Source organism: Actinomadura rugatobispora (genome assembly GCF_042656285.1).
Lineage (GTDB): Bacteria > Actinomycetota > Actinomycetes > Streptosporangiales > Streptosporangiaceae > Spirillospora > Spirillospora rugatobispora.
Genome location: NZ_JBHSON010000014.1, coordinates 70,943 through 93,569, shown reverse-complemented (window position 1 = coordinate 93,569; position 22,627 = coordinate 70,943). Strand labels below are relative to the sequence as shown.

Sequence of the window (22,627 nt, the reverse complement as noted above, 5' to 3'; positions counted from 1 at the left end):
GTTGCCCGCGGGCCTTCCGTGCCGGAATGCTGGGGCGCATGCGGGTGCTGGTGACGGGTGCGGCGGGATACGTGGGGTACGCGGTGGGGCGGCGGCTCCTGGCGGCGGGGCACGAGGTGACGGGGCTGGTCCGGGGCGCGGACCGGGTGCTGCCGCCGGGCGTGCGGCCGATCATCGGTGATCTGCTCGATCCGGCCGGGCTGGGCCCGGTGCTGGACGAGCCGTACGACGCGGTGTGCCATCTGGCGGCGCTCACCCGGGTGCGCGAGTCGTTCGCCGAGCCGCTGCGGTTCTTCACCGCCAACGTGCAGGGGACGGTCAACCTGCTGGAGGCGCTGCCGCCGTCGGTCGCCGGGATCGTGTACGGCTCGACCGCCGCCGTGTACGGGACGCCCGACCGGCAGCCGATCCCCGAGGAGCAGACGCCCGCGCCGACGAGCCCGTACGGGGCGTCGAAGCTGGCGGCCGAGCAGGTGGTGCGGTTCCACGCCCGTGCGGGGTCGGCGGGCGCGATGGTGCTGCGCACGTTCAACGTGGCGGGGTCGGTGGACGGGCGGCCCGATCCGGACGAGACCCGGCTGATCCCCAAGGCGCTGGCGGTGGCCGCCGGGACGGCCCCGCATCTGGAGATCAACGGTTCGGGCGGGGCGGTCCGCGAGTACCTGCACGTGGACGATCTCGCCGCGGCGCACGTGCGGGCGCTGGAGACGGTGCGGCCCGGCGACGAGCGGGTCTACAACGTCGGCAGCGGGGCGGGCGCGTCGGTGCTGGAGGTGGTCACGGCGGTGGAGGAGGTGACCGGGCGGGCGGTGCCGACGGTGCGGCGCCCGCCGCAGCCGGAGCCGCCGCTGCTGGTGTGCGACGCGCGGGCGGTCCGCCGCGAGCTCGGCTGGCGGCCGGTCCGCTCCGCGCTGCCGGAGATCATCGGGGACGCGTGGGCCGCCCTGCTCTCCGCGGGCGGATAAAATCCGAGCGTGCCCGAGCCCAAGTTCGAAGTGCAGATGCTCCACGACCGCGTCATGATCAAGGTCGAGAAGGAGGCCGGAGAGCGCCGCAGCACCGGAGGCATCGTCATCCCCGCCACGGTGGAGCAGTCCAACCGCCTGGCCTGGGGCGAGGTCTGCGGGGTCGGCACGCACGCCCGCACGGTCAAGGTCGGCGACCGCGTGCTGTTCCATCCCGAGGACCAGTACGAGGTGGAGATCCAGGGCGAGAACTACCTGGTCATGCGGGAGCGCGACCTGCACGCCATCGCCAACGAGCGCCCCGAGCACGGCACCGGCCTGTACCTGTAGCCGACATTCGTCAGCGCTGCGTACTGTAAAAGTCGCGCTCCGATGCCAAGATGTGATGATCCCGCGGACCAGGTAAGGATCATGACAGAGCGCGACCCGCACGGCCTGAGCGGCCCCGCCAGCTCCCGCATCTACGATTTCTCGATCGGCGGGAAGGACAACTACACCTCCGATCGTGAGGCCGCCCTGGAGGCCTTCGCGGCGTTCCCGGCGGCCCGGCACCTGCCGCGCGAGAACCGCAAGTTCATGCGGCGCGCGGTGCGCTTCCTGCTGGAGGCGGGGGTCCGGCAGTTCATCGACGTCGGCTGCGGCCTGCCCGGGAAGGGCAACGTGCACCAGGTGGCGCACGCGGTCGATCCGGACGCGCGGGTGGTCTACGTCGATCACGACCCGGTCGCGGTGGTGCACTTCCAGGCGCTGCTGCACGCGCTGCCGACCGCGATCGCGGTGCACGCGGACGCCCGGGAGCCGGAGGGCATCCTGAACCATCCGGAGGTCGCCGCGCTGATCGACTTCGACCGTCCGGTGGGGGTGCTGATGATCAGCGTGCTGTGCCATCTGCGGGACGAGGAGGGCCCGGAGGCCGCCGTGGGCGCGTTCCGGGACGCGGTCGCGCCGGGCAGCCACCTGGCGCTGTGCGAGTTCACCGACGAGAACCTGACCGCGCGGGAACGTTCCGTCAGCGAGGAGCTGACCCGGCGGAACGGCGTCGTGGTCACCTTCCGGTGCCGGGAGCGGATCGCCGGTTTCCTGGACGGCTTCGAGCCGGTCGAGCCGGGCCTGGTGTACGCGCCCGAGTGGCGGCCTGACCGCCCCTACGACGAGCCCACCGGCTGGCTGCTGGCGGCGGTCGCCCGCAAGGTCTGAAACGCGGCCCGGGGCCGGAGTCAGACGACGATCGCCGCCGTGGACCCGGCGCGGGCCTTGGCGATGCGGAGCTGGGCGGGGATGCGGGCGCGCAGTTCGGCGACGTGGCTGACGATCCCGACGGCGCGGCCACCGTCGCGCAGGCCGTCCAGGACGTCCATGACCTCGTCGAGGGTCTCCTCGTCGAGGGTGCCGAAGCCCTCGTCGACGAACAGGGTGTTGATCTCGGTGCCGCCGGCCTCGGCGGTGACGACGTCGGCGAGACCGAGCGCGAGCGCCAGCGAGGTGATGAACGACTCGCCGCCCGACAGCGTGACCGGGTCGCGCTGCCGCCCGGTCCAGCCGTCGACGACGCGCAGGCCGAGGCCGCCGGCGCCCTTGGCGCGGTCGCCCGCGGCCTTGTCGGTGGTGTGCTGGAGGGCGTACCGGCCGGCCGACATCCGGTCGAGGCGCTCGTTGGCCGCGTCGACGACCTGTTCCAGCCGGGCGGCGAGCACGTACGCCGACAGCGACATGCCGAGCCGGTTGGCGGCGGACTTCCCGGACGCGAGCCCGGCGAGGCGTTCGGCGACCCGGTGGCGTTCGGCGGCGGGGCGCCAGGCGCGGACGGCGCCGTCCAGTTCGGCGCGCAGCTCGGCCAGGCGGTCGCAGCGGCGGCGGGCCTGCGCCACGGCGCTCACGGCGGCCTCGCGCGCGGACTCGGCGAGCTCCACGGCCGCCTCCAGCGCGGGCAGGTCGGGGGCGGGCGCGGCGGCCGCGGCCTTGAGCGCGGGGTCGGCGAGGGCGGACCGGATCGCGGCCTCCTCGTCCTCGAAGCGGCGGACCCGGTCGCGCAGGACGGCCTGGTCCTCGTCGGCGAGGGCGGCGGCGGTGACCTCGGCGGGGTCGCGGAAGCCCTCGTTCGCCGCGGCGGCCTTGGCCTCGGCGCGGGCGGCGGCCAGCTCGCCGGCGGCCCGGTCGGCCTCCTGCAGCGCCCGGACCGCCTCGGCGAGGCCGTCGGCCTCGCGGCGCAGCCGCTGCGCGCGGGCCTCCAGGGACGGGTCGTCGCCGCGGGCCGCGTCGAGCTCGGTGCGCAGCCGGGCCTGCTCGGCGACCAGCTCGCCGTCGCGGGCCCGGTTCGCGGTGAGCGCCTGGGCGATCTCGTCGCGGCGCTCGCGGGCCTGCTCCAGCTCCCGCTCGGCGCGGTGCACGGCGTCCTCCAGCCGTTCCGCCTCGGCCGCGGCGGCCACGGCGGCGGCAAGGGCGCGCTCGGCGTCCTCCAGCTCGGCGGCCAGCTCGGCGACGCCGGTCTCCTTGACCTCCTCCAGCATCGCGTCACGTTCGGCGCGCAGCGACTCGACGGCGCGGGAGGCGTCCTCGCGCCGCCGCTGGGCCTGGTCGTAGGCGGACTCGGCGCGGGCCTCGTCGTCCTCGCCGATGAGCGCCCCGAGGGTGGACGCGGGCCGGGGGTGCTCGGTGGAGCCGCAGACCAGGCAGGGCTCGCCAGGTTTCAGGTCGTCGGCCAGGGCCGCGGCCATGCCCTCCAAGCGCGCCTGGCGCAGCTCCTGGAAGCGCTCGCGGGCCGTCTGGGCGGCGTCGACGGCGGCGCGGTGCTCGTCCTCGGCCTGCCCGAGCCGTCCGAGGACCTGGTCGCGGCGCTCGGCGAGACCGAGGCGGCGCCGCGCGTCCTGCACGGTGACTTCGGCGCCGGGACGGACCGCGGCGGCGATCCGGGCGTCCTCGTGGGCTGCCCGCCGCTGCTCGAGCACCGCGGGCAGTTCGTCGAGGGACGCGGCGGCCCGCGCCTCCTCGGGCTCCAGCCGCTCGCGCTCGGCGGCCAGGCGGTGGCCTTCGGCGGTGACCTGGGTGAGCCGCTGGGCGACGGCGCGCTTGGCGTCGAGCGCGGCCATGTCGTCGCGGCGCGACCGCTCGGCCTTGGCCAGGACGTCCTCGGCGGCGCCGGGCCCGACCAGCGCGGCGACCCGGGACCGGGCCAGGCCCGCGCTGTCGTGGGCGCTCTTGGCGCGGTGCGTGCGGTCGGTGAGGTTGCGGACCAGCGGGACGACCCGGTCGGCCCGCGCGGCGGCGTCGAGCCGCGAGGTGAGCCGGGAGCGCTCCTCGGCGCCCTCCTGGAGGACGTCGCGGCGGCGCAGCGCGTCGGTGTGACGGCGGCGCGCGTCGACGAGGCCCCGGGCGTCGTCGTAGGCGGCGCGCGCCGCCTCCACACTCTCGGCGGCCCCGCCCAGCAGCTCCTGGGCCGACCGGCGCACGTCGTGGTGCTGCCCCGCCAGCTCGGCCGCCCACGCGGGCAGCGCCTGGATGTCGCCGAACGGCTCGTCCGGCTCGGCGGCGGGCTCGCCCCGGCGCGGCCGCGGCACCGGCCCGGACGGCCGCGGAGCCGTGCGCGGGGGCGGGGCGCCGGTCGTCTCGGCGATCCGGTCGGCGACCGACTCGGCCGCCGCCCGCAGCTCGGACGCGTCGCGCCCGGTGGCTGCGCGGCGGTCGGCCAGCCACTTCTCGACCTGGGTGTAGACCTCGGCGGCGAACAGCCGCTCCAGGACCTTGCGGCGCTCCTCGGCGCCCGCGCGCAGGAAGGACGCGAACTCGCCCTGCGGCAGCATCGCCACCTGGCAGAACTGCGCGGCCGTCATGCCGAGCAGCTGCCCGATCTGGTCGCCCGCCTCGTCCAGCCGCGTGGACAGCGCGATCCACGCGCCGTGCTCCAGCTCCTCCAGCAGGACCTTGGCCTTCTCCTGGGTCGTGCCGGAGCCGCGCAGCTTGGGACGGTCCCACGCGGGCGACCGGTGGATCCGCAGCCGCCGCCCCCGGATCGTGACCTCCAGCATCACCCGCGGCGCCGTGCCCGCCGCCGCGTGGTCGCTGCGCAGGCCCTTCACCGCGTTGCGGGCGCCGGGGACCTGCCCGTACAGGGCGAAGCAGACGGCGTCGAGCACGCTGGTCTTGCCCGCCCCGGTCTGCCCCTGGATGAGGAACAGCCCGGCGTTCGACAGCGCGTCGAAGTCGATCTCCTCGGTGCCCGAGAACGGCCCGAACGCCGTGATCTCCAACCGGTGCAGTCTCATAGGAGCGCGTCCCTCTGCCGGCAGCTCTCGAACGCCTCGTGCAGCAGCTCCCGCTCGGCCTCCGACGCCGCGGCCTCGCCCATCTCGGCGACGAAGTCGCCCGCGATGTCGAGCTCGGAGCGCTCCCTGACCCGCTCGGACCAGGTGCGGGCGTCCTCCCCGGAGCCGCCCTCGGGCTCGAAGCCGAGCACCAGGGCGTGCGGGAAGCGGCGGCGCAGGCGCTCCATGGCCGAGGACGGGCGGCGCGGGTCGGTGAGCGTGATCTGCAGCCAGTGGTCCCGGTAGGTCTCGTAGCGCGGGTCGGTGAGCAGGTCGTCGATCCGGCCCCGGACGCGGGCGACCCGGCGCGGCACCGGCGCCTCCACGAACTCCGACCGCAGCGCGGCGCCGCCGGCGCCGCCCTGCTCCAGCTCGATCAGCCAGGAGCCCTTGACGTGCCGCTCCTCGGAGAACGAGTAGGCCAGCGGGGAGCCCGAGTAGCGCACCCGGTCGGTCATCCGCTGCCGCCCGTGCAGGTGGCCGAGGGCGGCGTAGTCGACCCCGTCGAACACGCCGGCCGGGACGTTCGCCGCGCCGCCGACGGAGATGTCGCGCTCGCTCTCGCTGGGCTCGCCGCCGGTGACGAACGCGTGCGCCATCACCACCGAGTGCAGGCCCTGCCGCCGCCGCGCGTCCAGGTCGGCCCGGACGCGGCGCATGCCCTCGGTGAGCGCGGCGGCGTGGCTGCGCTCGTCCAGGCTCCACGGGTGGCGGACCAGCTCGGGCTCCAGGTAGGGGATGCCGTAGATCGCGGCGTCGCCGACGACGACGGGCTCCCCCACGCGGGCCGGGTCGGTGCGGATGTGCACGCCCGAGTCGTCCATCAGCGCGGAGCCGAACCCGAGCCGCTGGACCGAGTCGTGGTTGCCCGCGATCAGCACTACCCGGGCCAGCTCGCGCAGCCTGACCAGGGTCTCGTCGCACAGCCGGACGGCGTCGACGGCGGGCAGCGCGCGGTCGTAGACGTCGCCGGAGACCAGCACGCACTCGACCCGCTCCGCACGCACGGTCTCGACCAGGTGGTCGACGAAAGCGGCCTGGGCCGCGAGGAGGCCCTCGCGGTGAAAGGATCTGCCGAGATGCCAGTCGGAGGTGTGGAGGAGTCGCATGTCGCCAGACACCCTAGGCATCACCTCCGACACATCCGGCGCAGAAACGCCGTGGTTCCCCGAACCGGCCGAATGCGGCGCGCCGGGGTGCGCGTAGGGTGGCTGCGTGAGCGAGCGTCCCCAGGTGCTGCTGAGCTGCGCGATGTCGGTCGACGGGTACATCGACGACGCGAGTCCCGAACGGCTGCGGCTGTCGAGCCCGGCCGACTTCGACCGGGTGGACGGGGTCCGCGCGGCCTGCGACGCCATCCTGGTCGGCGCCGGCACGGTCCGCCGCGACGACCCCAAGCTGCTGATCCGCTCGGAGACGCGGCGCAAGCGGCGGGTGGAGCGCGGCCTGCCGGCCGACCTGACCAAGGTGACGGTGACGGCCGGCGGCGACCTCGACCCGGACGCGCGGTTCTTCACCACCGGCGAGTCGCCCAAGCTGGTGTACGCGCCGCCGTCCGCCGTGCCCGCGCTGGCCGAGCGGCTGGGCGACCGCGCCGAGGTGGTCGGCGCGGGCGACCCGGTGGACTTCGCGGTGATGCTGGCCGACCTGGCCTCCCGTGGCGTGCGGCGGCTGATGGTGGAGGGCGGCGGCGAGATCCACACCCGCTTCCTCACCGCCGGGCTGGCCGACGAGCTGCAGCTGGTGGTGGCGCCGTTCTTCATCGGCGACCCGTCCGCGCCGCGGTTCGCGGGGCCGGGGGTGTTCCCGCAGTCGCCGGGGCGCCCGATGCGGCTGGCCGAGGCCACCCGGATCGGCGACCTGGTCCTCCTGCGCTACCTCCTCAACGGCAACGGCCGTGGATGACCTGCGGTGGCTGCGGCTGGCGTGCGATCTGGCGCGCCGCTGCCCGCCGTCGGCGACCGCGTTCTCGGTGGGCGCGGTGGTCGTGGACGCGAGCGGGTCGGAGCTCGCCCGCGGCTTCTCGCGCGAGGACGATCCGCGCGACCACGCCGAGGAGTCCGCGCTCGGCAAGGTCGCGCGGCGGCACGGCGGCGCGGCGCCCGCCGACCTGACGGCGCTGCCCGGGACGGGCCTGGCGGGCGCGACGATCTACACCTCGCTGGAGCCGTGCGGCGAGCGCTCCTCGCACCCGACGCCGTGCGCGGATCTGATCGTCGCGGCGGGCCTGCGCCGGGTGGTGTTCGCCTGGCGGGAGCCGCCGCTGTTCGTGCCGGGCGCGGGCGCCGGGGTGGACCGGCTCCGGGCGCACGGCGTGGAGGTCGTGGAGCTGCCCGAACTGGCCGGCCGGGCCCGCGTGCCCAACGCGCACCTGCTCGGCTGAACGCGTTCGCCCCGGCCTCCCGTCAGCGGTAGTCGGGCTCGGCGTGGGGCGCGCCCTTGAGCTCGTGGAACCCGCCGACGGCGGAGACCAGCACCGTGCCGTCCCAGAGCCGCCCGGCCTCCTCGCCGCGCGGGATGCGGGAGACGACCGGGCCGAAGAAGGCGGTGCGCGCGCCGTCCCCGGCGGTCGCCTCGATGATCGGGGTGCCGACGTGGTCGCCGACCTTGGCGATGCCCTCGGCGTGCGAGGCGCGGACGGCGGCGTCCCAGGCGTCGGTCTCGGCGGCCTGGGCCAGGTCGCCGGGGAGCCCGGCCTCGGCGAGGGCGTCCGGGACGATCCGCGGGTCCCAGGTTCCGGCCTCGTGGACGCGGGTGCCGAGCGCGGTGTAGTAGCGGCCGAGGGCCTCCTGGCCGTGGCGCTCGGCGACGGCGGCGCAGATCCGCACGGGCAGCCACAGGTAGCCCTCGGGGTCGCCCTCCGGGTCGTCGTCGCGGTGCTCGTTGAGCACCGACAGGCTCAGGACGTGCCAGCCGATCTCGAACCCGCGCACCCGGGCCGCCTCGAGCAGCCAGCGCGAGGTGATCCAGGTGTACGGGCAGGAGGGGTCGAACCAGATGTCGGCGCGCTTCGTCGCCGGGGGTTCTGTCCGTCGCATCGGCCCAGGATGGCACCACCCGGGCGGAACGGGCATGAGACGCAAGTCTCGTTCTCCCTTGCCAATCCCCGGGGGAGGCGTGCGATGCTGTGACCGAGCAGGACCAAGCAAGCACTCGGTCAAAGACTTTCCCGCGCGGAGGTGCGGCAGCATGCGCGAGCACGATCGGCTGTTCATCGGCGGCCAGTGGACCGCCCCGGCCGGAACCGGCACGATCAACGTCCTCTCGCCGCACACCGAGGAGGTCGTCGGGCGGGTCCCCGACGGCCTCCCCGCCGACATCGACGCCGCCGTCGCCGCCGCCCGGCACGCCTTCGACCACGGCCCCTGGCCGCGCATGGCCCCCGCCGAGCGCGCCGAGATCCTGGGCCGCCTGTCGGCCATCTACGCCGAGCGCCAGCAGGCGATGGCCGACCTGGTCACCGAGGAGATGGGCTCGCCCATCCTGTTCTCCATCTTCGGGCAGGCCGCGCTCCCCCAGATGGTGCTGCAGTACTACGTCGACCTGGCCGCCTCCTTCACCTGGGAGGAGGAGCGTCCGGGGATGCTGGGCCCGGTGACGGTCACCCGCGAGCCGGTCGGGGTGGTCGCGGCGATCTACCCGTGGAACGTCCCCCAGTTCACCCTCATGATGAAGCTGGCCCCGGCGCTGATCGCGGGGTGCACGGTGGTGGCCAAGCCGTCCCCCGAGGCGCCGCTGGACGCCTACCTGCTGGCCGAGTGGATCGAGGAGGCCGGGCTGCCCGAGGGCGTGGTCAACTTCGTCCCGGCGGGCCGCGAGACCGGCGCCTACCTGGTCGAGCACCCCGGGGTCGACAAGGTCGCCTTCACCGGCTCCACCGAGGCGGGCCGCCAGATCGGCGCCGCCTGCGGCCGCCGCCTGCGCCCCGCCACCCTCGAACTGGGCGGCAAGTCGGCGGCGATCATCCTGGAGGACGCCGACCTGCCCTCCACCATCGAGGGCTTCAAGATGGCCTCGCTGATGAACAACGGGGAGGCGTGCGCCGCCCAGACCCGCATCCTGGCGCCGCGGTCCCGCTACGACGAGGTCGCCGACGCGCTGGCCGCCATGGTGTCGGGCCTGAACGTCGGCGACCCCGCCGACTACGGCACCGAGATCGGCCCGCTGGCCGCGCGCCGCCAGCAGGAGCGCGTCGAGGGCTACATCCGCGTCGGGCAGGACGAGGGCGCCAAGCTCATCACCGGCGGCCTGGACCGTCCCCACGACCGCGGCTGGTACGTCGCCCCCACCCTGTTCGGCGACGTCGCCAACGACATGCGCATCGCCCGTGAGGAGATCTTCGGGCCCGTGCTGGCGCTGCTGCCCTACGACGACGAGGAGGACGCGGTCCGCATCGCCAACGACAGCGACTACGGGCTGGGCGGCTCGGTGTGGACGGCCGACGTCGACCACGGCGTGGAGGTCGCGCGGCGCATCCGCACCGGGAGCTGCGGCGTCAACCTGTACGTCCTGGACCCGAACACCCCGTTCGGCGGCTACAAGGACAGCGGCCTCGGACGCGAGCTCGGCCCCGAGGGCCTCTCCCCCTACCTGGAGCACAAGGCCATCCCGCGTCCGGCGTGACCCCGGCGCCCGGGGTCAGCCGAGGAAGGTGACCGCCCAGCCGTGGCGTTCCCGGCAGGCGCGCACGACCTCGGGCCCGGTCGGCCCGGTGACGAGCAGCCTCACCTCGCGGGCGGCCGCCAGCGGCGCGGTCTCGAACGCGAGGGCCCGCAGCTTGGCGGGCCCGGCGACCGCGAGCGTCGCGCCGTGCGCCTCGACGGCGGCGAGCAGCGCGGCGGCGCCGGTGTCGTGCACGCCCGCGAACGTCGCGCCCTGGGCCAGGCACAGGTCCATCAGGCCGAGCCAGGTCGGGGGCGTGCAGTCGTCCGCGCAGCAGGCGACCACGTCCTCGGGGACGATCCCGGCCGCGCCGCCCAGCCGGTACAGGTCGGCGAGCCGGTCGGCGTGGGTGAGGTCCTCGGGCGGTTCGCTGAGCCGCAGCCCGACGTCGTGCAGCGGGTCGATCATCGCGGCGGGGGGAGCGGCGCCGCCGTGGTCGTCGACGAGCCGGGCGAACGGCGTGGCGCCCGGCAGGTCGCCGAACGCGAACACCTGCCGCACGTAGGCGCGCTCGGTCGCGGCCAGCGCCAGCACCGCCTCCTCCCCGGAGCCGGTCATCAGGAACCGGGCGCCGCACTCGTTCATCAGCCGGGCCAGCTCGGCGGCGGAGGCGTGCGCGGGCAGCGGGGCGGGCACGGCGCCCACCGCGGTCACGGCGTGCACGGCCAGCGCGGTGTCGCAGGGGTCGGCGAGGTGGATCGCGCCGACGTCGCCGGGGCGGACGCCGTACCGGGCCAGTCCCGCGGCGGCGGCGGGCACGACCTCCGCGAACCGCGGGTAGCCGACCGACCGGCCCGAGCCGATGAGCGCGGGCCGGTCGCGCCGGGCGGCGGCGTGCCTGAGGGCGGCCTCCATGACGGTCCCGGTGACCGTGATCTCGGAAACGGCCGGCAGGCCGGTGTCCCGGTCGAACATGGCCCGACCGTACGACGCCGCGCCCCGCCCCACATCCGAAGATGTGTGTAGTCGGGTGTGTACGTCACCCATTCCTCACCGGGCCGGGTCCGCAGTCGAGCCGGTCGACCGCCCACGCGGCGACCTGGGCGCGCGAGCCGAACCCGAGTTTGGCCAGGATGTTGGTGACGTGCCGTGCCACGGTCGCGGGGCTGATGACCAGTTCCGCGGCGATGGCGCGGTTGCTGAGCCCGCGCGCGACCAGCTGCGCGATCTCCCGTTCCCGCGCGGTGAGGACGCTGGGCGGGGTGACGGGCGGGGTGACCGGAGCGGCGGGCGCGGCGGGCGCGGCCGCCGCCGTCCCGGCGGGGTCCGGCTCGCGCAGCGCCCGCCCGGCCGCCTCGTCGAGCGTGGCCGCCCGGCCCTCCGCCCACAGCTGCGCGACCAGCGGCTCGCCCAGCTCGCGGCGGAGCGGCTCCAGTTCCCGCTCGAACCGCGCGCCCGCGTCCGGTGCCCGCCCGGCCGCCTCCCGCAGCGCCGCCGCCGCGCCGCCCAGGAACACCGCCCCGGCCGGGTCGCCCTCCCGGGCCGCCAGTTCGGCGAAGGCGTCCAGCGCGCGGGAGATGTCCAGGCGGATGCCGGTGGAGCGGCTCAGCCGCAGGCTCTCGGTGAGCGCGGCGCGGGCCGCGCCAGGGTCGTCCTGGTCGAGCGCGACCCGGCCCAGCCCGGCCAGCGCCCGCGCGAGCTCCGGGCGCGCCCCGATCTCCCGCAGGATCGGCAGTGCCTCGCCGTAGTGCGCGCGGGCGGCGGGCCGGTCGCCGCGCGCCTCGTCCAGCCGGCCCAGCCCGATCAGCGCGTGCGCGGCGCCCCACAGCTGCCCGATGCCGCGCATGGTCTCCAGCCCCGACTCCAGCGGCTCGCGCGCCTCGCGCAGCCGCCCCTCCCGGATGCGCAGGTAGCCGCGCGCGATCGACCCGTACGCCCGGTTCCACTCCTGCCCCGGCTGCGCGGCCAGCGCGTCGGCCTCCGCCAGCCGGGCCGCGGCCTCCGCGAGCCGTCCCGCGCGGGTGTCGGCCTCGGCGAGGGTGACCAGCGCGGTCGCGGTCATGAAGTCGTCCCCGGCCTCCCGGCACGGTTCCAGCGCCGCCTCCGCGAACGCCCGCGCCTGCGCGAAGTCGCGGCCCCCGACGGCCAGCTGCGCGCGCCCGGCCAGCGCCGGACCGCGCACGGGCGCGGGCAGGCCGTCGCCGCGCTCCAGGAACCGGTCCGTCCACTCAGCCCACTCGGCGGCCTGGCCCCGCACGATCCAGTACGTCCGCAGCGCGGTGCAGATCCGCAGGCCCTCCTCGATGTCGCCGTTCTCCAGCGACCAGGACAGCGCGCCGCGCAGGTTGCCCAGCTCGGCGTCATAGCGGCGGAACAGCTCGACCCGGGCGGCCCACGGCGCGGCCTGCTCGGCGATGCCGATCTCGCCGTGGCGTTCGGCGGCCTCCAGCAGCGCGTCGCGGTGCCGGGTCCGCACCGCCGCGGCCTCGCCCGCCGCGTCCAGCCGCTCGGCCGCGTACCGGCGGACGCTGTCCAGCATCCGGAAGCGGACCTCGCCGGCGACCTCGGCGCCCACCGTCACCAGCGACTTGTCGACCAGCGCGGCCAGCAGGTCCAGCACCTCGTCGGCGCCGAGGACCTCGTCGGCGCACACCGCCTCGGCCTGCTCCAGCGTCCAGCCGGAGAAGGCCGCCAGCCGGCGCAGCAGGACCCGCTCCTCCTCGCCGAGCAGCTCGTGGCTCCAGTCGATCGCGGCGCGCAGCGTGCGCTGCCGCGGCGGCGCGGTGCGGTCGCCGGCGTTCAGCAGCCGGAACCGGTCGGCCAGCCGGTGCGCGATCTGCTCGGCCGACAGCACCCGCACCCGGGCCGCCGCCAGCTCCAGCGCCAGCGGCACCCCGTCCAGCGCCCGGCCGATCTCCTCGACCGCGCCGCCGCCCGCGGTGAAGTCGGGACGGGCCGCGCGGGCCCGCTCCTCGAACAGCCGGGCGGCCTCGGCGGGCTCCAGCGGCGGCACCCGCCACACCGTCTCCCCCGCCATCCGCAGCGGCTCGCGGCTGGTGGCCAGCACCCGCAGCCGCGGGCAGCGGGCCAGCAGCGCGCCGGTCAGCCGGGCGGAGTCGGCGACCAGATGCTCGCAGTTGTCCAGGACGAGCAGCACCTGCCGGCCGCGCAGCGCGTCGGCCAGCGTCTCCGGCAGCGGCCGCCCGTCCTCCTCGGCCACGCCCAGCACGGACGCGACCCTCCTGGCGACCGGGTCCGGCGGGCCGTGCGCGGGCAGGTCGCCCAGCTCGGCGAGCCACACGCCGTCCGCGTACGCGCCGCGCAGGGCGTGCCCGAGGCGCACGGCCAGCCGGGTCTTGCCGATGCCGCCGGTTCCGCACAGCGTGACGGCGCGGACGGTCTCCAGGAGCGCGCGCAGGTCGGCGAGGTCGCGCTCGCGTCCGATGAAGGGGTCGGGTTCGACGGGCAGATTGGTTCCGGCGGCGTCGCCGCCGGTCGTGCTCTTGAGCGGTGTCATGCGTCCACAACTGTTCAACTGTTCAGATGGGCGGCCCGTGACTTCCCCGTGTGGTGTCCCGAGTGTGGCACCGCCGCACCTGCTGCGTCCCTGGTTTGACAGGTATTGACGAAGCGTCCAGTGGCGCCGATTCCACGTTGGGGGCCGTGTGGCCGTACCGTAGTGCGCCGTGTCCCCCACCTCAGAGAACGCGGCCGGCGGAGCCGGCGCCGCCAGCCTCGACGACGTGCTGGTGGGCGAGGCCGTGCTCGGGGTCTACCGGCAGATGTTCGCCGCGCTGGCCCGCGACAGCGGCGCCGTGGTGGACGATCCGGAGCTGGTGGACGTCGCCGAGACGCTCCTGGCCGCCTTCGCCGACGCGGGCGAGGAGGGGCTGAGCCGCGAGCAGATGCGGTACGTGTGCCGCCGCTACTCCACCGAGGTCTTCGAGAACCGGCTGCGCGTCCTCAAGGGGCTCGGCGCGATCCGCGAGGTGTTCCCCAAGCCCAACCAGCTGCGCTACCGGGCGTCGTTCACCAGCGTCGTCGGGCTGATGTTCGTGCGGCGGATGATGCTGGACGGCGGGCAGAGCGAGATGCACCGGCTGCTGGCGCTGGAGCAGCTGAATGTGGCCGACCCGCGGATGACGGCGAAGCAGGCGCGGGCGGGGGCCGAGGGGCTGGCGCGGGCGTTCCGGCTGTGGAGCGTGGAGCTGGTCACGCTGACCAACGGCACGATCGAGGAGCTGCGGGAGCAGGCGCCCAAGCTGTGGGGCACCGAGGAGATCCTGCGGCGGGCCGAGCGGCTGCACGGGGCGATCCTGCGGCGCTGGCCTGAGCTTGACCGGGCCTGCACCGACCTGCGCGCGGCCATCTACTCCTACGGCGACGCCTCGCGGCGCGCGGCGTCGCGGCTGTCGGACTCGGCGGGCACCACCCGCAACCTGACGCTGCTGCCGCCGGAGACGTGGCGGACGTTCGCGCGGACAGCCTCGCGCGAGGAGCTGGCGGGGATCCTGGACGGGTTCGTGTTCGACGCGGCGGCGCCGTGGCACGAGCCGTCGGCGGTGGTGACGGCGGTCGAGGACGGCCCGCGCACCACGCCGCCGCGTCCGGCGCCGCCGCGCGCGTCGCTGCCGGACCGGGGCCTGTCGGACGACACCGGCGGCGACGCCGCGGCCGTGGAGCGGCTGCGCGGCGTGGCCGAGCAGGTGCTGCGGGGCCGTGACCGCGTGGCCGTGGAGGAGGTCCTCGCCCAGGACTGGGTGGCGGCGCGGCGGCTGCTGTCGGATCTGTCGTCGGTCAACCTGCATCCCGAGCTGCCCTACCGGCTGGTGTGGTCGGACGGCCTGCACGCCCGTCCCGACGGCGTCCCGAGCTGGGTCACGCCGGGGGTCTTCGAGAGGACGGGCCCGTGACCGGGGAGTTCGCCGCCGGGGTGGATCCGGAGGTGCTGGCGCGGGCGCGGGCCCGCGTCATGGGGCCGGCGCCGGTCGCGGTGTCGGAGCCGATGCCGGCCGGGATGGCGGGGGCGTCGGACGGCGAGCGCGTGTGGCCGCTGCCGTCGTGGCCCGACGGGGCGACTCCGGCGCTGCTGGAGGAGTACGAGGTCGCGCCCGTGCCGCTGGACCGCACCGGGCAGGCGCGGCGGGTGCTGGCGGCGGCGCTGCGCTGCTGCTGGACGCGGCTGGACGACGCGCCGTGGCCGGGTGAGGCGGCGGCGGTCGCGGCCGTGCTGGAGGTGTACGCGGGGATGTCGCGCGGCGATCCGGAGCTGGCGCGCCGCTGGGCCACCGGTGAGCTGCGCCGGCTGGCCGACACCGGCTGGCTGCTGCTGGACGAGGCGGGCGGGACCGTCCGGCCGGGGCCGCGCGTGGCGCTGTGGCGGGAGGAGTCGCTGGCCTCGCTCCGCGATCTGCTGCGCCGCCTCCCGCAGCCGCCCCCGGAAGAACCGGAAGGCAGCGGATGAGCGGGGAGATGTTCGAGCCGCTGCTGCGCTCGTACGACGAGCGGCGTCGGGCGGAGCTGGTGGCGGCGTACATGGCGGTGGAGCACGCGGCCGAGCCGGTTCCGGAGGTGCGGTTCGCGGCGCTGCGCGAGCCCGCGCTGCGCCGCACGCTGGAGGAGATGCTGCGGCTGGGCGGGCGGACGCTGGTGCGGTCGAGCCGGTCCGGGGGCCGCGGCGGTCCGTCCGCCCGCGGTGACGGGACGGGGTGGGTCTCCGGCTACCGGGACGACGTGGCGGCGGTGCTGGGCGCCGATCCGGACTGCGTCCTGCCGGTCGAGGACCGGGCGGCGCTGGTGCTGGTGCTGATCCACAGTGTGGCGATCCCGCGGGCGGCGGGGCTACTGGCCGACGACGCGTGGACCTCGACGTACCCGGCTCCGCTGGAGGAGCTGCGGCGGCGGTCGCAGCTGCCGGTCGGGGAGTTGGAGGCGTCGCTGCGGCGGCTGCGGACCGCGGGGCTGGTGGCGCAGGTCAAGGGGGCCGGGGAGGAGGCGGGCGGGTTCGTGCCGGGGGCGCAGTTCCACCGGCTGACGCCCGTCGCGCGCCGCCGCCTCCAGGAGGAGCTGATCCTGGCCGCGGGGCCGGACTCGCCGCTGGCCGCGGCGATCCGCGCCCGCCGCCGGGGCCGGGAGTTCGACGACGTTCGGGGGAGCTCATGACGGCCGTGCTGGAACCGGAACCGCTGCTGCCGGGGGTCGCGGCGGCGCGACCGGCCGGGGACGACATCGTCGGCGACCGCACGCTGGTGGCGGTGCAGGCGGTGAACATCTCGCGGCTGTCGACGCATCCGGTGCCGACCGTGCCCGGGACGCTGATCGTGGTGGCCGGGCAGGGGCCCAAGGACTCCAACGGGGCGGGCAAGTCGTCGTTCATCGCGGCGATCACGGCGCTGCTGGGCGACGAGCAGTGGCGGTTCGCGTCGGGCGCGCGGGCGGTGGCGGAGCTGCTGTTCAACGCGGAGCTGGCGGCGCAGGGCGACAGCCAGTGGGCCAGCGCCGACCACGGGTACATCGTCGGCGTCTTCGACCACGCCGACGCCGAGCCCGTCCGCGCCGAGCCCGCCGACCCCGAGGAGGCCGACCCCTATGACGGCCCGCTGACGGTGTGGCTGCGGGTGAACGTGGACGCGCCGCACCTGGAGATCCGCTGGCAGCCGGGCGTGCATCTGGCGGCGGCGCCGTCGGAGGCCGAGCGGGTGGCGCTGGCCGACCGGCTGTGGGCGGGGCTGCCGCGCAGCGCGGGCCGCCGCGACCTGGTCGCCAAGGACCTGAACCGGGTCCTGTACGGCGGGAAGGTGCGGTGCGTGTCGTTCCTGTCGACCTCGGTGCGCTCCAAGGTCGCCACCAACCTGCTGTCGCAGCCGCTGAACGAGATCACCCCGGAGCGGATCTTCAGCGCGATCGCGGCGCTGACCGGGCTGGACCGGGAGCTGGAGGCCGAGCGGACCTCGCGGGCCGAGGAGCACCGGGAGCGGGCGCGGGCGGCGGAGGCGGCCGAGCGGCTGGCCGGGTGGGAGGGCGAGGCGGCGGCGCTGCTGAAGACCTTCGACCGGCGGGACCGGGCCCGGGACGCGGTGGCGGGGGCGCAGCGGTTCTGGCGGACGCGGCAGGCGCGGCTGCTGGTGGACGCCGCGGCGGCCGACGCCGCGCACGCGTCCGGGCAGGAGCGGCTGCGGCAGGAGAACGAGGAGGCCGTCGCGGCGATCCGCGCGGCCGAGAAGGAGATCGAGCAGCTCACCGGCGGGGCGCTGGAGGAGCGGCTGGCCGAGGCGGGCGCGGCGCTGGCCGACCTGAAGGGGCAGGCCGACACGCTGGGCGCGGACAAGGCGGTGGCCCGCAACCGGCTGGAGGAGCTGCGCCACCAGGTGTCGGCGCTGGAGGAGCGGCTCCGGGAGGCCGACGGCCGGGACGTGGACGCGGCGTCCCGCGAGCTGGCCGAGGCGGAGGCGCGACGCGACGAGGCGCAGCAGCGGTTCGGGATGGCCAAGGGCGCCGTGGCGCGGGCGGAGCGGGCGGTGGCCGCTGCCGAGGCGGGCGAGAGCAGCGCCCCGGCGCAGATCCGGGCGCTGGCCGGTGCGGGGATCGCGGCGGTCGGGCTGCTGGACTCGGTGGAGCTGGCGCCGGAGGTCCGGGACCGCTGGGAGGCGGCGCTGTGGCCGTACCGGGAGGCCGTGGTGGTCGGCCCCGGTGATCTGGACGGCGCGGCGGAGGCGCTGGCCGGGCTGCCCGGTTCGATGATCGTTCCGGCGGACGCGGAAACGGCCGGTGAGGCGGGCGGCCACCCCGAGGGGGTGCGCTGCGTCCGGCCGCTGACCGGGTTCTTCACCGCGCTCGACGGCGGGGACGGCACGGGCGTGGTGATCGTGGGCGGTTTCCCCGAGCCGGTGACCGGCCGGGAGGCGCGGATGCGGGCGGCCCGCGCGGCGCTGGAGGAGGCCGGGGAGGCCCTCGGCGAGGCGCGGCGCGGGGCCGAGGACGCCGCCGCCGACGTGGCGGTGGCCGGGCGGCGGCTGACGGCGGCGCGCGCGGCCTCCGAGCTGCAGGCGGTGCGGGAGCGGATGGTGGAGCTGCGCGAGCGGCTGGAGGAGCTGGCGGGCGGCGAGGCGCGGCTCGGCCCGCGCCTGGGGGCGGCCGAGCAGACGCTGCGCCGGTTGCAGGCCAAGGCCGACACCCGGGCCCTGGAGGTCGACCGGCTGCGCGGGCGGCGGGAGGGGCACGAGCGCGAGCGCGACCGGATCCGCTCCGCGTCCGCCGAGCTGGCCGACCGGCGCGCCGAACTGGGCCTGGCCGAGCTGGAGAAGGACTGGGGCGGGTCGCGGGAGGGCGCCGCCGAGTGGCTGGCGACGCTGGACGCCGACGAGGGCACCTGGACGCCCGCCGAGTGGTGGCACAGCGCGGAGAAGCACCTGTCGGAGGCGCTGCGGCACGTGTTCCCGGAGGGTCCGTCCGACGAGGACATGCCGGAGGAGATCCGGTTCCTGCTGCGCGAGCGCACCGACGGGGAGGGCCGCCGCACCGAGCGCGAGCAGTCCACCTTCCCCCGCCTGGTGAAGGCGCTGGAGGGCTACCTGCGGCAGCAGGAGGACTACGAGCGCCACCAGCGGCGGCAGATCGAGGTGCAGCTGGCGGGCCGCCGCACCGACCTGGAGAAGGCGCAGAAGGGCGCCGAGGAGGCGGCGGGCGCGGCCGAGGCGCACCGCACCGCGCTGACCGCCGCGATCTGGGCGCGGCTGCAGCGGGTGTCGGAGGAGTTCGAGAAGCTGGACGTGTCCTACGGCGGCTACGGCGCGACGCTGGAGTTCCCGACGCCCGAGCCGCCCGGCGACCCCGAGCAGGAGTGGCGGTGGCGGGTCACGCCGAAGTGGCGCCGCTCGGACGGGCAGCGGTACGTGCCGTACAACCGGCGGGCCAACACCGCGCTGATGGACGAGAAGGCGGTCAAGCTGGTGTGCGCGGCGGCGCTGGCCAGCTCCGGCGGCGGTCGCCTCTGCCTGGTCCTGGACGAGCTCGGCCGCAACCTGGGCAAGGAGCACCGCAAGGAGGCCGTGGCGCTGTTCCGCAAGATCGGCGAGACGCACGGGATCACGGTGATCGGCGCGCTGCAGGACGACATGGAGCCGTACGCGATCGACGCGTGCGGCCAGTACGTGAAGCTGCGCCGCTCGTCGGACACGATGCCCTACAACGAGCCGCCGGTGGTGGTCGGGTACGACGAGCACGCGGCCCGGGTGCGGATGCTGGCGGCCCAGGTCACCGCCGCGCGGCCCGCCGAGGACGCGGATATTCCAGATGAATCCTGATCGCTGATCCGGCAGTATGGCGCGGCATGCGCGCCGACGAACTTCTCGCCGAGATCGAACCGCTGGCCTACTCCGCACGCTGCCGCCGCCTGGCGGACCTGCGCCGGATCGCGGGGTCGGCGGAGTTGCGCGACCTGCTGGACGAGCTGGACGGTCGCGGCCACTACGAGCGTTCGCTGGCGCTGTTCGCCGCGACCGCCGTGCGGGACGAGGCGTCCATCGCGCACATCGCCCGGACGATGCGCGACCCGGCCACCGACCTGGCGTTCGACGCGGTGCGCTGGGCAGTACGCCTGGGGGCTCCGCCCGAGCCGTTCGAGGAACTGCTGCGGGACGCCCCCTCGGCGCTGCGCGCGGCCGCGTACGAGGCGGTCCGCCGGTATCGGCGCGCGGATCTGGCCGAGCGGCTCATCGACGGCGTCGCCGAGCTGTGGGGCGCGGCCGAGGCGGCAGCGCTGCTGCCGGCCTGCGGTGAGGAGGCGGTGCGGGAGCGCCTGGACGGCCTCGCGCACGCCGTGCCGAACTGGAAGTCGCTCGGCACCGCCCACCCGGACGTCGTACTCGACTACGCCGAGCGCCAGCTGGAGCGGACGCCCGACAACTTCCGCGGCTACTGGTGGGCCTGGCACGGTCCGGGCGTCGCGGCGGCGGTCCCGCACGACCCGGGCCGCGTGCTCGCGCTGCTGGAGCGCCACTGGGGCGAGGAGCCGCCGCCCTACACGCTGGTGCCGCGGCTGGGCGAGCTACTCAAGGCCGACCCCGAGCGCACGCAGCGGCTGCTGCTGGCCAAGGAGCACCGCAGGCATCTGCCCGGCCTGCTGGTCCCCCGGGCGGTGCGCGAGCGGCTGATCCGCCTCGGCGACCTGGACGAGGCCGCGTTCGCGCGCGCCGTCCGGGAGAACACGCACGCCCTGACGCTGCTGCTGAAGGCGGCCCCGCCGTCCCGCCGCGACGAGCTGTTCACGGCGGCGATGACGGGCGTGGACCTGTCCACCGCCGAGCTCGACCAGGGCCTCATGGAGGTGCTCCCGCACGCGGCCCGCGCCCGCGAGGCCCGCCGGACGCTGGGCCTGACCCGGGTCGCCCAGGACCACCGCAAGGTCTGGTACCTCACCTCCTTCCTCCCCTACGACGAGGCGCTGCCCGTGCTGGGCGGGCTGACCCGCAGGCCGGACGCCGACGAGCGCGCGACCGGCTACCAGCTGCTGATCATGTGCGCCGGGCGCGCCCGCTCCCCCGAGGTGCTGACCCGGCTGCTCGACCAGGACCTCGGGCGGCTCCGCAACGAGCAGGACCCGGTGCGGCTCAGCGCCCTGAGCTCGCTCGCCGCGCTGCCCACCGCGATGCTGCGGGCCGCGCACGTCCCCGCGTTCGCCCGCATGACCGGCGACGCGCTGACCGCCCGCGACTGCTCGTACGGGACCCGCGACCAGCTGACCCGGCTCGCCGTCGCGCTGTGCCGCCAGGGCGCCGCCGACGCCGGCGCCGAGCTGCTGGAGCTGGCGTTCGACATGCTGCGCAGGCTCGCCGGACAGTCCGGCACCCTGCGGCTGGGACGGCTCCGCGACGGCCTGCCCAAGGGCCGGGAGCTGGCCCTCGGCCGCGCCCTGGCCGCGCACCTAGACAGGTCGGGTGCCCGGGACGACCACCGCCTCGTACTCGCCCTCGCGCGGGCGCTGCGCGACCGCGCGGCCGGGGTCCCGGAGATCCAGCAGGGCCTGGAGCGCGCCCTGGACGCCCGCGACGACGGCGTGATCCGGGAGGCGATCGGGCTCTGGCTGGCCGCGCCGCGCGCCCGCGCCGAGCGCGTGGGCCGCGTCGTGGAGAAGGACCCGTCGACCGTCCTCATCCCGGCCGTGTTCAACGCGATCGCCCGCGACCGCACCGACCTCCTGAACGTGGCGCTGTCGGACGAGGCGCCGCCCGGCCGCTTCCGCCACCCCGACGTCCGGTACGTACCGCTGGCGGACCCACCACTGACCCGCCGCTGGACCGGCCGCCAGCAGGAGGAGTACCGGGACCTGCTGCACCGCATCGCCGCCAGTTCCGCCACGCCCACGAGCGAGCGCGGCCGGGCCGTCTCCATCGTCGCCCGGGTACCCGGCGCGACGCCCGACGACCTGCGCCGCTACTACGACCCCCACCTGCGCGCCTACTTCGAAGAGGACGACGCCTACCTGTCCCGGCTGGCGCTCACCTCCTCCGTCTGGCTGGCCGCGCCGGGCGAACTGCTGCCCGACCTGCTGGACCTGGCCTCCTCCGACGACGCGCACGTGGCGATGTACGCCGCGAGCCGGGCCACCCGGTTCGTCGCGCCGTCCGAGCTGACCGCCCTGCTGGCCCCCGTACTCACCGACGGCAAGATCACCGCGCGGAAGGAGGCGCTGCGGATCCTGCTGCGCAACCGGGTGCCGGACGCGATGGGCGTGGTCGCCGCGGCCTGGGACGATCCCGGCCAGCACCGCGACGTGCGGGCGGCGATCGCCTCGGCCGCCCGCGACCGGCTGGACGACCCGCGGGCGCTGCGGATCCTGGAGGAGGCCGCGCGCGGCCCCCGCGACGTGGCCCGGCAGGTCATCGACGCCCGCCCGTACATGGTCGAGGAGAAACACCGCCCGCGGTTCGCCGAGCTGGTCCTGGACGTCGCCCGCTCGGACGACCCGGAGGCGTCGACGTCCGCGCTGCCCTGGCTGCACATGTGGGCGACCTACGCGCCCGGCGTCCCGGCGCTCCTGGCCGGGCACCTGACCGACCTCGACCGGACCGGCACCTGGGACTCCGCGTTCGGCTCCCTCTTCCAGTGCGTCCAGGCCGGACACGGCCTGGAGGAATTGGCCGCAGCCGTGCAGAACCTGGCCGCCGCCCGCGACGCCCGCGACGCCGAGGCCGAACGCGACCTGCCCGCCGCGCAGCGCCTCGCCTCGATCGTCGGGCACGCCCGAACCAGCCACGGCATGAACCGCGCCCAGAACGAACCCGTCGTCCGCGCCCTCGACGGTTGCCTCCCCGAGCCGCTGGCGTCCGAGCTCCTCGCCGCCACGCTCCCCTGGGACGCCCCGGACGCCGAGGCGCGGCTGGACGCCCTCGCCGCCCGGCCCATCGGCGGCGCCTTCGCCGTCGAACGGGTCGCGCGCTCGCTCGCGTTCGGACGCCACGTCCTGGACCTGGACGAGGGCGTCGCCCCCTGGTACCACGGCGCACTGGAGCCGGGCCCCGAGGCGGCCCTGCCGCACGCCGTACGACTGGCCTCCCGCGACGACCTGGCCTCCGGCCTCTTCGCCTGCGCCCTGGCCGACACGCAGGGCCCGCGCGCGGGCTGGCCGGAGGAGTGGAGGGCCGTACTCCGCCGCCTGCGCGTCCACCCGAACCCCGACGTGACCTACGCGGCGCGCACCATTCTGACCGCGGAGGAATGAACCCGCGCTCCCCTCCGAGCGTCACACGCACCGACGAGCGGTGG

General features: G+C 76.2%; 16 protein-coding genes. 11 read left to right on the top strand and 5 right to left on the bottom strand.

The window, feature by feature from the left end; all coding sequences use genetic code 11:
* Nucleotides 1-26 precede the first annotated feature (26 nt).
* The 3 genes from ACFPZN_RS12700 (at nucleotide 27) to ACFPZN_RS12690 (ending at nucleotide 2,162) form a co-directional block, all read left to right on the top strand.
* Nucleotides 27-965, top strand: coding sequence for an NAD-dependent epimerase/dehydratase family protein (locus ACFPZN_RS12700; protein WP_378282094.1), 939 nt, complete (start codon nucleotides 27-29; stop codon nucleotides 963-965).
* 9 nt (nucleotides 966-974) lie between these two features.
* Complete coding sequence (locus ACFPZN_RS12695) at nucleotides 975-1,295, top strand: GroES family chaperonin (RefSeq protein ID WP_378282093.1); 321 nt, start codon at nucleotides 975-977, stop codon at nucleotides 1,293-1,295.
* Nucleotides 1,296-1,376: 81 nt separating this feature from the next.
* On the top strand, nucleotides 1,377-2,162 hold the full coding sequence (locus tag ACFPZN_RS12690) for an SAM-dependent methyltransferase (RefSeq protein ID WP_378282092.1): 786 nt from the start codon (nucleotides 1,377-1,379) through the stop codon (nucleotides 2,160-2,162).
* A 20-nt stretch (nucleotides 2,163-2,182) separates the two neighbouring features.
* Here ACFPZN_RS12690 and ACFPZN_RS12685 read toward each other — a convergent pair whose 3' ends face one another.
* Both ACFPZN_RS12685 and ACFPZN_RS12680 read right to left on the bottom strand, forming a co-directional pair.
* On the bottom strand, nucleotides 2,183-5,224 hold the full coding sequence (locus ACFPZN_RS12685) for an AAA family ATPase (protein ID WP_378282091.1): 3,042 nt from the start codon (nucleotides 5,222-5,224) through the stop codon (nucleotides 2,183-2,185).
* Complete coding sequence (locus ACFPZN_RS12680; protein WP_378282090.1) at nucleotides 5,221-6,372, bottom strand: exonuclease SbcCD subunit D; 1,152 nt, start codon at nucleotides 6,370-6,372, stop codon at nucleotides 5,221-5,223. The genes ACFPZN_RS12685 and ACFPZN_RS12680 overlap by 4 nt, the downstream gene beginning before the upstream one ends.
* A 106-nt stretch (nucleotides 6,373-6,478) precedes the next feature.
* On the opposite strand from ACFPZN_RS12680, the gene ACFPZN_RS12675 reads away from it, so the two are divergent.
* Both ACFPZN_RS12675 and ACFPZN_RS12670 read left to right on the top strand, forming a co-directional pair.
* The gene (locus ACFPZN_RS12675; protein ID WP_378282089.1) at nucleotides 6,479-7,168 is read left to right on the top strand and encodes a RibD family protein; all 690 of its coding nucleotides are present in this window, start codon (nucleotides 6,479-6,481) and stop codon (nucleotides 7,166-7,168) included.
* Nucleotides 7,161-7,646 (top strand): cytidine/deoxycytidylate deaminase family protein, encoded by a 486-nt coding sequence (locus ACFPZN_RS12670; protein ID WP_378282088.1) that lies wholly within the window; start codon nucleotides 7,161-7,163, stop codon nucleotides 7,644-7,646. The genes ACFPZN_RS12675 and ACFPZN_RS12670 overlap by 8 nt, the downstream gene beginning before the upstream one ends.
* 22 nt (nucleotides 7,647-7,668) lie before the next feature.
* Here the strand turns inward: ACFPZN_RS12670 and ACFPZN_RS12665 are convergent, their stop codons facing one another.
* Entirely contained in the window at nucleotides 7,669-8,301 is a 633-nt protein-coding gene (locus ACFPZN_RS12665) for a mycothiol-dependent nitroreductase Rv2466c family protein (protein WP_378282087.1), read from the bottom strand.
* A 151-nt stretch (nucleotides 8,302-8,452) separates the two neighbouring features.
* Between ACFPZN_RS12665 and ACFPZN_RS12660 the strand changes: the two genes are divergently transcribed.
* A complete protein-coding gene (locus tag ACFPZN_RS12660) occupies nucleotides 8,453-9,886 on the top strand; it encodes an aldehyde dehydrogenase (RefSeq protein WP_378282086.1) in 1,434 nt (477 codons plus the stop codon).
* Between the two features lie 15 nt (nucleotides 9,887-9,901).
* On the opposite strand, the gene ACFPZN_RS12655 is transcribed toward ACFPZN_RS12660, so the two are convergent.
* Both ACFPZN_RS12655 and ACFPZN_RS12650 read right to left on the bottom strand, forming a co-directional pair.
* Nucleotides 9,902-10,840 carry an AMP-binding protein gene (locus tag ACFPZN_RS12655; protein ID WP_378282085.1) on the bottom strand — a complete coding sequence of 313 codons (939 nt, stop codon included), beginning with the start codon at nucleotides 10,838-10,840 and terminating at the stop codon, nucleotides 9,902-9,904.
* A 64-nt stretch (nucleotides 10,841-10,904) separates the two neighbouring features.
* Nucleotides 10,905-13,382: an ATP-binding protein gene (locus ACFPZN_RS12650; RefSeq protein WP_378282084.1), complete on the bottom strand. Its 2,478-nt coding sequence runs from the start codon at nucleotides 13,380-13,382 to the stop codon at nucleotides 10,905-10,907.
* A 169-nt stretch (nucleotides 13,383-13,551) separates the two neighbouring features.
* On the opposite strand from ACFPZN_RS12650, the gene ACFPZN_RS12645 reads away from it, so the two are divergent.
* The 5 genes from ACFPZN_RS12645 to ACFPZN_RS12625 are packed head-to-tail and all read left to right on the top strand — an operon-like array spanning nucleotide 13,552 to nucleotide 22,583.
* Nucleotides 13,552-14,778 (top strand): hypothetical protein, encoded by a 1,227-nt coding sequence (locus ACFPZN_RS12645; RefSeq protein ID WP_378282083.1) that lies wholly within the window; start codon nucleotides 13,552-13,554, stop codon nucleotides 14,776-14,778.
* Nucleotides 14,775-15,329 carry a hypothetical protein gene (locus tag ACFPZN_RS12640; protein ID WP_378282082.1) on the top strand — a complete coding sequence of 185 codons (555 nt, stop codon included), beginning with the start codon at nucleotides 14,775-14,777 and terminating at the stop codon, nucleotides 15,327-15,329. Before ACFPZN_RS12645 ends, ACFPZN_RS12640 begins: the two co-directional genes overlap by 4 nt.
* Complete coding sequence (locus tag ACFPZN_RS12635; protein WP_378282081.1) at nucleotides 15,326-16,027, top strand: hypothetical protein; 702 nt, start codon at nucleotides 15,326-15,328, stop codon at nucleotides 16,025-16,027. Before ACFPZN_RS12640 ends, ACFPZN_RS12635 begins: the two co-directional genes overlap by 4 nt.
* Nucleotides 16,024-19,167, top strand: a complete 3,144-nt coding sequence (locus ACFPZN_RS12630) for a coiled-coil domain-containing protein (RefSeq protein WP_378282080.1) — start codon at nucleotides 16,024-16,026, stop codon at nucleotides 19,165-19,167. The genes ACFPZN_RS12635 and ACFPZN_RS12630 overlap by 4 nt, the downstream gene beginning before the upstream one ends.
* Before the next feature lie 26 nt (nucleotides 19,168-19,193).
* Entirely contained in the window at nucleotides 19,194-22,583 is a 3,390-nt protein-coding gene (locus ACFPZN_RS12625; protein WP_378282079.1) for a hypothetical protein, read from the top strand.
* Nucleotides 22,584-22,627: the final 44 nt, after the last annotated feature.

Coding starts and splice junctions, on each gene's coding strand:
- ACFPZN_RS12700 (WP_378282094.1), top strand. CDS start 27: ATGCTGGGGCGCATGCGGGTGCTGGTGACGGGTGCGGCGGGATACGTG.
- ACFPZN_RS12690 (WP_378282092.1), top strand. CDS start 1,377: ATGACAGAGCGCGACCCGCACGGCCTGAGCGGCCCCGCCAGCTCCCGC.
- ACFPZN_RS12685 (WP_378282091.1), bottom strand. CDS start 5,224: ATGAGACTGCACCGGTTGGAGATCACGGCGTTCGGGCCGTTCTCGGGC.
- ACFPZN_RS12680 (WP_378282090.1), bottom strand. CDS start 6,372: ATGCGACTCCTCCACACCTCCGACTGGCATCTCGGCAGATCCTTTCAC.
- ACFPZN_RS12665 (WP_378282087.1), bottom strand. CDS start 8,301: ATGCGACGGACAGAACCCCCGGCGACGAAGCGCGCCGACATCTGGTTC.
- ACFPZN_RS12660 (WP_378282086.1), top strand. CDS start 8,453: ATGCGCGAGCACGATCGGCTGTTCATCGGCGGCCAGTGGACCGCCCCG.
- ACFPZN_RS12655 (WP_378282085.1), bottom strand. CDS start 10,840: ATGTTCGACCGGGACACCGGCCTGCCGGCCGTTTCCGAGATCACGGTC.
- ACFPZN_RS12650 (WP_378282084.1), bottom strand. CDS start 13,382: ATGACACCGCTCAAGAGCACGACCGGCGGCGACGCCGCCGGAACCAAT.
- ACFPZN_RS12635 (WP_378282081.1), top strand. CDS start 15,326: ATGAGCGGGGAGATGTTCGAGCCGCTGCTGCGCTCGTACGACGAGCGG.
- ACFPZN_RS12630 (WP_378282080.1), top strand. CDS start 16,024: ATGACGGCCGTGCTGGAACCGGAACCGCTGCTGCCGGGGGTCGCGGCG.
- ACFPZN_RS12625 (WP_378282079.1), top strand. CDS start 19,194: ATGCGCGCCGACGAACTTCTCGCCGAGATCGAACCGCTGGCCTACTCC.